This is a genomic window from uncultured Salinisphaera sp. (assembly GCF_964012375.1).
Classification (GTDB): domain Bacteria; phylum Pseudomonadota; class Gammaproteobacteria; order Nevskiales; family Salinisphaeraceae; genus Salinisphaera.
In genome coordinates, this window is record NZ_CAXGSH010000127.1 from 1 (window position 1) to 7,717 (window position 7,717).

The following is a 7,717-nucleotide window of genomic DNA, read 5'->3' on the forward strand; positions in this document are numbered from 1 at the left end:
CGGGCCGGCGCCGATGACCGCGACCTTCTTGTCGGTCCAGACCACGTTGGATACATCCGGACGCCAGCCCTGCTTGAAGGCCTCGTCGGTGATGTATTTCTCGACCGAGCCGATGGTGATGGCGCCGAAGCCATCGTTCATCGTGCAGGCGCCTTCACACAGCCGATCCTGCGGACAGATACGACCGCAGATCTCGGGCAGGGTGTTGGTCGCGTGCGACAGCTCGGCGGCTTCGAACAGGTTGCCTTCGTTGACCAGCTTCAACCAGTTCGGAATGTAGTTATGGACCGGGCATTTCCATTCGCAGTAGGGATTGCCGCAGGAAATACAGCGTCCGGCCTGCTGCGACGCCGTTTCCTTGTCGAACTGGCCGTAGATTTCGGCGAATTCGTGGATGCGTACCGGCACCTCGACCTTTTTCGGGTCCTGGCGCGGCATGTCGAGAAACTGCAAATGATTCTTTGCCATTGCTAACCTTTAGTCGTTACGCAGCCCGCGCCGCGCCTGCCCTGGGGCAGGCGCGTCCGGGCCTTGTGTCTGCGGCGTGATCAGGCCGCGCGATTGAGCGTATCCAGAATCGTTTCCACGCTTTCGGCCTTGGGCTTCACCAGCCAGAACTGGCCGATGTAGTCGCGGAAATCCTCGAGGATTTCGGCGCCCCAGGCGCTACCTGTTTCGGCCACGTGGGCCTCGATCATCTCCCGCAGGTAGTGGCGATGGGCTTCCATGTTTTCGGAAACCAGCCGATGGATATCGATCAGCTCATGATTATAGCGGTCGACGAACTCGCGCTTCTCATCCAGCACGTACGCCAGACCGCCGGTCATGCCGGCACCGAAGTTCACGCCGGTATGGCCGAGCACGACCACACAGCCGCCGGTCATGTACTCACAGCCGTGATCGCCGATGCCTTCCACCACGGCCGTTGCGCCGGAGTTGCGCACGCCGAAGCGTTCGCCGCCCATGCCGGCAGCATAAAGCGCGCCGCCGGTGGCACCGTACAGGCAGGTGTTGCCGATGATGGCTGCATCGCGAGCCACGAAACCGGCATCCCGCGAGGGGCGGATTACCAGCCGCCCGCCGGCCATGCCCTTGCCGACATAGTCGTTGGCGTCGCCTTCGAGATACATATGCAGGCCGCCCGCGTTGAACACGCCGAAGCTCTGGCCGGCGGTGCCGGTAAGCTTGAGCGTGATCGGCGCGTCTTCCATGTCCAGATTGCCGTGGCGGCGGGCGATCTCCCCGGACAGCCGCGCGCCAAGCGAGCGGTTGTTGTTGTGCACTTCGTATTCGAAGGTGCCACCGGTCTTGTTTTCGATCGCATTCAGCGCATCCGCGACCATCTGTTCGGCCAACTCGCCCTTGTCGAAGGGTTCGTTGTGCGGATCCAGGCACTGCGTCGGGATATCGTCGGCCAGGCCGCCCTTGGACAGGATCGGCGACAGATCGAGACCCTGCTGCTTGGCGGTTTCGCCGGGCAGGATTTCGAGCAGGTCCGTACGCCCGATCAGTTCACCCAGCGAGCGCACGCCGATCTTGGCCATCAGTTCGCGGGTGTCCTGGGCGATGAAGCCGAAGAAGTTCTGCACCATCTCGGGGATGCCGATGAAGTGGCGCTCGCGCAGCACCTCGTTCTGGGTCGCGACACCCGTCGCACAGTTGTTGAGATGGCACACGCGCAGGTATTTGCAGCCGAGCGCCACCATCGGGCCGGTGCCAAAGCCGAACGACTCGGCACCCAAAATCGCGGCCTTGATCACGTCGAGGCCGGTCTTGAGCCCGCCGTCGGTCTGGACCCGCACCTTTTCGCGCAGGTCGTTGGCGCGCAGCGTCTGCTGGGTTTCGGACAGGCCGAGCTCCCACGGCGTGCCGGCATAGCGCACCGAGGTGAGCGGGGAGGCCCCCGTGCCGCCGTCGTAGCCGGAAATGGTGATCAGGTCGGCATAGGCCTTGGCCACGCCGGCTGCGATCGTGCCCACACCGGGGCCCGACACCAGCTTGACCGATACCAGCGCCTGCGGATTGACCTGCTTGAGGTCGAAAATCAGCTGGGCCAGATCCTCGATCGAGTAGATGTCGTGATGCGGCGGCGGCGAGATGAGTGCCACGCCCGGCTTGGAATAGCGCAGGCGGGCGATCATTTCGTTGACCTTGTGCCCGGGCAGCTGGCCGCCTTCGCCGGGCTTGGCGCCCTGGGCGATCTTGATCTGCAGTACTTCGGCGTTGACCAGATAATGCGGGGTCACGCCGAAACGGCCCGAAGCCACCTGCTTGATCTTCGACATCTTGTCGGTGCCGTAGCGGGCCGCGTCCTCACCGCCTTCGCCCGAGTTCGAGCGCCCGCCCATACGGTTCATGCCCTGGGCCAGCGATTCATGCGCCTCCGGCGACAGGGCGCCGAGCGACATGCCGGCCGAGTCGAAACGGGGCGTGATGTCTTCGATGGGCTCGACGTCATCGATGGAGATCGGCTCGATATCGTCGCGCAGCTTGAACAGGTCGCGCAGCACCGACACGGGCCGGCCCTGCACGATATCGGCGTACTCGCGGTACTTGTCGTAGTCGCCGGTGTATACGGCGTCGTGCAGGGTGGCGATCACGTCCGGGTTGTAGCAGTGGTATTCCTGGCCGTGCACGAACTTGAGCAGCCCGCCCTGGTTGATCGCCACGCGCGGATTCCAGGCGTTCTGTGCCAGGCGCGCGATATCGGCCTGCAGATGCGCGAAGCCGGCGCCCGAGATACGGCTGACCGTACCCTTGAAACAGGTTTCGGTGACCTCTTCATCGAGGCCGACGATCTCGAACAGCTGGGCGCCGCGGTAGCTGGTGACCGTGGAAATGCCCATCTTGGACATGATCTTGTACAGACCCTTGTTGATGCCCTTGCGATAGGTCGCGCAGAGCTCGTCCGGGTCGCGGCTGTCCACCTGGCCGCAGCGTACAAGGTCGTTGAGGCTTTCATACGCCAGGTACGGATGGATCGCGCTCGCGCCGTAGCCGATAAGGCAGGCGAAGTGGTGCGCATCGCGGGCGCTGGCGGTGTCTACCACCAGGTTGGCGTCGCAGCGCAGATTTTCGCGGGTCAGGCGATGATGGATCGCACCCGTGGCCAGCAGCGCCTGAATCGGCAGCTTGCCCTGTTCGATCTCGCGATCGGAGAGCACGATGACCGTCTTGCCTGCCTTGACCGCCTCCACCGCCTGATCGCATATGGCCGCGATTGCGTCGGCCAGTGCGGTGTTCGCGTCGTAGTTCAGGTCAATGAGGGTGTGCGCGTAGTCTTCGTCGTCGATCGACAGCAGGCGCCGGAACTTGCCTGTGGACAGCACCGGCGAGTCCACGACCAGGCGCTTGGCGCGTTCCTCGTTTTCCTCGAACACGTTGCGTTCGCGCCCGAAGCAGGTCTCCAGCGACATGACGATGCGCTCGCGCAGCGAGTCGATCGGCGGGTTGGTGACCTGGGCGAACTTCTGGCGGAAATAGTCGTAGACCACGCGGTCCACGCGCGAGAGCACCGGGAACGGCGTGTCGTCGCCCATGGAGCCCGTGGCTTCCTGGCCGGCCTCGGCGAGCGGACGCAGCACCTGGTCGCGCTCTTCGAACGACACATGGAAGAGCTTTTCGTAGACCTTGACCTGCTCGCGCTCCATCCAGGCTTCGTCGCGGGTGTCGGCCAGCCGCGATTCGAGCATGCGCGCGTTCTTTTTCAGCCACTGCTTGTAGGGGGCACGGCTGGCCAGGCGCTTGTCGATTTCCTGCGGCTTGATCAGTTCGCCGTTTTCCGTATCCACGGCGATCATGTCGCCGGGCTTGAGGCGGCCCTTGGCGACCACGTCGGCCGGGTTGTAGTCCCATACGCCGATTTCCGACGCCAGGGTGATGTGGCGATCCTTGGTGATTACATAGCGCGCCGGGCGCAGGCCGTTGCGATCCAGGCAGCAGGCGGCATAGCGTCCGTCGGTGAGCACGATGCCGGCCGGGCCATCCCAGGGCTCCATATGCATGGAGTTGTATTCGTAGAAGGCGCGCAGGTCGGCCGACATGTAGTCGACGTTCTGCCAGGCCGGCGGCATCAGCAGGCGCATGGCATAGAAGATGTCCATGCCGCCGGCAAGCAGCACCTCGAGCATGTTGTCGAGGCTTTGCGAATCCGAGCCGGTGGTGGATACCAGCGGCAGGATCGATTCCAGATCGGGCAGCTTGTCGGAGGCGAACTTGTTCGCGCGCGCGGTCGACCAGTTGCGGTTGCCGGTGACCGTGTTGATCTCGCCGTTATGGGCTAGATAACGAAACGGCTGGGCCAGGCGCCACTGCGGCAGGGTGTTGGTGGAAAAACGCTGGTGGAAAACACACAGCGAGGTTTCCAGGCGCTCGTCGGCCAGGTCCTTGTAGAACACCGGCAGATAGCTGGGCATGACCATGCCCTTGTACGACAACACATGCGCGGACAACGACGGCACATAGAACACGTCGTCGTCCGGCAGGGCGTTTTCGCTACGCCGACGCGAGAAGACCAGCTTGGACTCGAACAGCGCGTGGTCCATATCGGCCGGCGCGTTCACGAACAGCTGCTCGAGATGCGGCAGCGTCTCAAGAGCCTCGTTGCCGCAGGCGGACTGCGCATCGATCGGCACCTCGCGCCAGCCCGCAACCTTCAGCCCCTCGGCCTCGAGTTGGCGGCCCAGCTCGGCCTTGGCGGCCTCGCGCAGCTCGGCGTCGGGGTTCAAGAAGACGATACCGCTGGCGTAGTGATCCGCCAGTTCGATGCCGGCTTCGGCCGCGACGGTGCGCAGGAAGGCATCCGGCTTTTTCATCAGGATGCCGCAGCCGTCGCCGGTCTTGCCGTCGGCTGCGACCGCGCCGCGATGGGTCAGCCGTTCGAGCGCGCCGATGGTGGTTTCGACCAGCCAATGGCTCGGCTGGTTGTCCATATTCGCGATCAGGCCGAAGCCGCAGGCATCTCTCTCGAACTCCGGAGAATAGAGTCCGCCTTTCAACTGGTGCATTTTAAGTCCTCGGGTCAGATTCGGCGCGATCGAGGGCAATTCCCGGATGCCGAATGCCGTATCGGAAATCATGTGCCGCGGCTTTCGCCGCCTGGATGGTCACACTATACGGCGCAACGGGCCGTTCTGATGTGGCAGCCCGTTTCGAGCGCCGGTAACGAACCCACGTTGAACAAAAGTATAAAAGGCGGCCGATGCGCAATCAATCGGCCCGCACAGGCAACGACGAAGAAACGTTATAGAAACGGTTAATTTTCGAAATACCGTTTCAGGGTTTCATCGAGCGCGTCGCCGTAGTCGCGCGTGACCACGGCATGACCGATATCGCGCATGAGCACGAGCCGCAGCGTGCCGGCAGTGACCTTCTTGTCGCGCGCCATGAGCGCGCGAATACGCGCGCGCTCGAGTTCGCGCGGCGGTGCTGTCGGCAGCTGGGCAGCGGCGATGATGCGCTCGATGTGTTCGCACTGGCCCTCATCGAGCCAGCCCAGCCGGCGGGCGGTATCGGCGGCCATGCACATGCCGGCCGCGACCGCTTCGCCGTGCAGCCATTTGCCATAACCCAGTTCGGCCTCCAGGGCGTGGCCGTAGGTATGGCCGAGATTGAGCAGGGCGCGCTGGCCGGCCTCGCGTTCGTCCGCCGCCACGACTTCGGCCTTGTTGGCACAGGAACGCCGGATCACCTCGATCAATGCATCGGCATCCCGGGCATTGATCGCGGCCATGTTCGCATCCAGCCAGTCCAGAAACGGGCAGTCGCGAATCAGGCCGTATTTGATGACCTCGGCCATGCCGGCGGCGAATTCGCGGTTCGGCAGGCTGTCGAGTACGCCCACATCGGCGAGCACGCGGGTGGGCTGGTGGAAGGCGCCGATCATATTCTTGCCCAGGCGATGATTGACGCCGGTCTTGCCGCCCACGGACGAATCGACCTGGGCGAGCAGGGTGGTAGGCAGCTGCACGAAATCGACGCCGCGCTGGTAGCTTGCCGCCGCGAAGCCGGCGATATCGCCGATCACGCCGCCCCCCAGCGCCACGATGGTGGCATCGCGGCCGTAGCCGTTCTCAAGCAGCCGGTCGTAGATCTTGTCGAGCGTTGCCAGCGTCTTGTACTGCTCGCCGTCGGGCAATACCAGCGTATCGACGTCGTGTTCGGCCGATAGCGCCTTTTCCACGGCAGCCGCATAGAGCGGGGCCACGGTTTCGTTGGTCACGATAAGCACGCGCTGGCCGCGTATCGCGCCGGCGTAGGCACTGGCCTGTTCGATGATGCCGCGAGCGATGACGATCTCGTAGCTGCGCTCGCCCAGATCGACGCGCAGCTCGGCACGCTCGGTGTTTTCGATTGCGACGCTCATGCCTGCCAGCGCTCCGATTGTTGTAACTGACCGTGATCGGTTTCGTCATCGGCCTGGCCGCTGCCCGCCTGCTCGCGGATGACCACGGTCTTGGCGAGCTTGTCGTGCCAGCCCTGCTTGCGCCGGTCGAAGGCGACCCAGAGAAGGCCCAGGCCGAGCGGCAGCGAGGAAACGAAATAGCCCAGGTAACGAATCACCAGCTGGCCGTTACCAGGCCGGCCGCCGGTGCGCGCATCGACCACCCGCATACCCAACATCATCTTGCCGGGCGTGGCCTGGCGATAGATCCAGAACATAACCACGGCCACCGCGGGCAGCACGTAGACGACCAGCACATGGGCCGGGCCCATGATCAACGGCCCTTCAGCGGCAAAGAACGCAGGCCCATAGACCAGGCGCATGATGGGCGCGGTGATGCAGGCGATCAGGATCGAGTCGACCAGCGAGGCGAATACCCGTATCCAGAAGCCGGCATAGGCCGGCGCATTGGCGGCCGGGGCCGTCACGCCGTGCCGATGGCCTCGAGCTGCTCGACGATCTCGCGTGCGAGCCGGCGTGCCTGCTGGTCGCCGGTGGCGACCACGACATCGGCGATCGAGCGATAAAGCGGATCGCGCTCTTCCATGAGCCGGGCCAGGGTGGCCTCGACATCGTCGCTGCCTTCCAGCAGCGGCCGGTTGTTGGCCTTGCGCGTACGCGCGATCTGCTGTTCCAGCGAGGTCTGCAGATAGACCACCACGCCGCGGGCCGAGAGCAGGTCGCGGGTGGATTCATCCAGAATCGCGCCGCCGCCCGTGGCCATGACCGTGTTCGGTTGCTCCGACAGCTCCGCAATCATCTCGCGTTCGCGCTTGCGAAAGCCGTCCTCGCCTTCCATATCGAAGATGAAGGAGATATCGACGCCCGTGCGCTTTTCGACCTCGTGGTCCGAATCCACGAAGGTCATGCCCTTGATTTCGGCGATGCGCCGGCCGATCGTCGTTTTGCCGGCGCCCATGGGGCCGACGAGATAAATGTTTGGGTTTGCTGCCATGTAATCTTAGTTTGGTCTCGGAAAACGAGGATAGGTGGGCCCGGCACATATTCAGCCGCAAGCCAGAACAACCAGGATCATTTCGCGAGCAGTTTAACGCAGTTATCTGCCCACAAGGCAGCTCGCGTCTCGATCCTACCAAGTAAAGCGGCGCGCCCAGGGCGCGCCGCTCATCCTACTACGGGTTTTGCGACACCGGCGCGGACGCTCGGCTTATCACGCCCTGTGGCGTCGTAACAGTCACTCGCAACTGCCCGTTAGCGGGTTCGTTCAAATTGTCTGCCGGCTCGAGCTCGAAGGTCGCAATAAATGGCCCTCGT

Annotated in this window: 4 protein-coding genes and 1 pseudogene; all 5 read right to left on the bottom strand. The window is 63.7% G+C overall.

Features of this window, described 5'->3' with window-relative positions; translation table 11 throughout:
• Window positions 1–468 (bottom strand): annotated as a pseudogene (locus tag ABNU97_RS16330) (glutamate synthase small subunit); the annotation flags it as partial.
• A gap of 80 nt (window positions 469–548) precedes the next feature.
• Window positions 549–5,006, bottom strand: coding sequence for a glutamate synthase large subunit (gene gltB / locus ABNU97_RS16335; protein ID WP_348767731.1), 4,458 nt, complete (start codon window positions 5,004–5,006; stop codon window positions 549–551).
• Between the two features lie 248 nt (window positions 5,007–5,254).
• Entirely contained in the window at window positions 5,255–6,364 is a 1,110-nt protein-coding gene (aroB, locus tag ABNU97_RS16340; RefSeq protein ID WP_348767732.1) for a 3-dehydroquinate synthase, read from the bottom strand.
• The gene (locus ABNU97_RS16345) at window positions 6,361–6,870 is read right to left on the bottom strand and encodes an RDD family protein (RefSeq protein ID WP_348767733.1); all 510 of its coding nucleotides are present in this window, start codon (window positions 6,868–6,870) and stop codon (window positions 6,361–6,363) included. Before ABNU97_RS16345 ends, aroB begins: the two co-directional genes overlap by 4 nt.
• Window positions 6,867–7,397, bottom strand: a complete 531-nt coding sequence (gene aroK / locus ABNU97_RS16350; RefSeq protein ID WP_348767734.1) for a shikimate kinase AroK — start codon at window positions 7,395–7,397, stop codon at window positions 6,867–6,869. Before aroK ends, ABNU97_RS16345 begins: the two co-directional genes overlap by 4 nt.
• Window positions 7,398–7,717 lie beyond the last annotated feature (320 nt).

Bases quoted from the DNA above. Each gene is read 5' to 3' on its own strand.
- aroK (WP_348767734.1), bottom strand. From the start codon at position 7,397: ATGGCAGCAAACCCAAACATTTATCTCGTCGGCCCCATGGGCGCCGGC.
- aroB (WP_348767732.1), bottom strand. From the start codon at position 6,364: ATGAGCGTCGCAATCGAAAACACCGAGCGTGCCGAGCTGCGCGTCGAT.
- gltB (WP_348767731.1), bottom strand. From the start codon at position 5,006: ATGCACCAGTTGAAAGGCGGACTCTATTCTCCGGAGTTCGAGAGAGAT.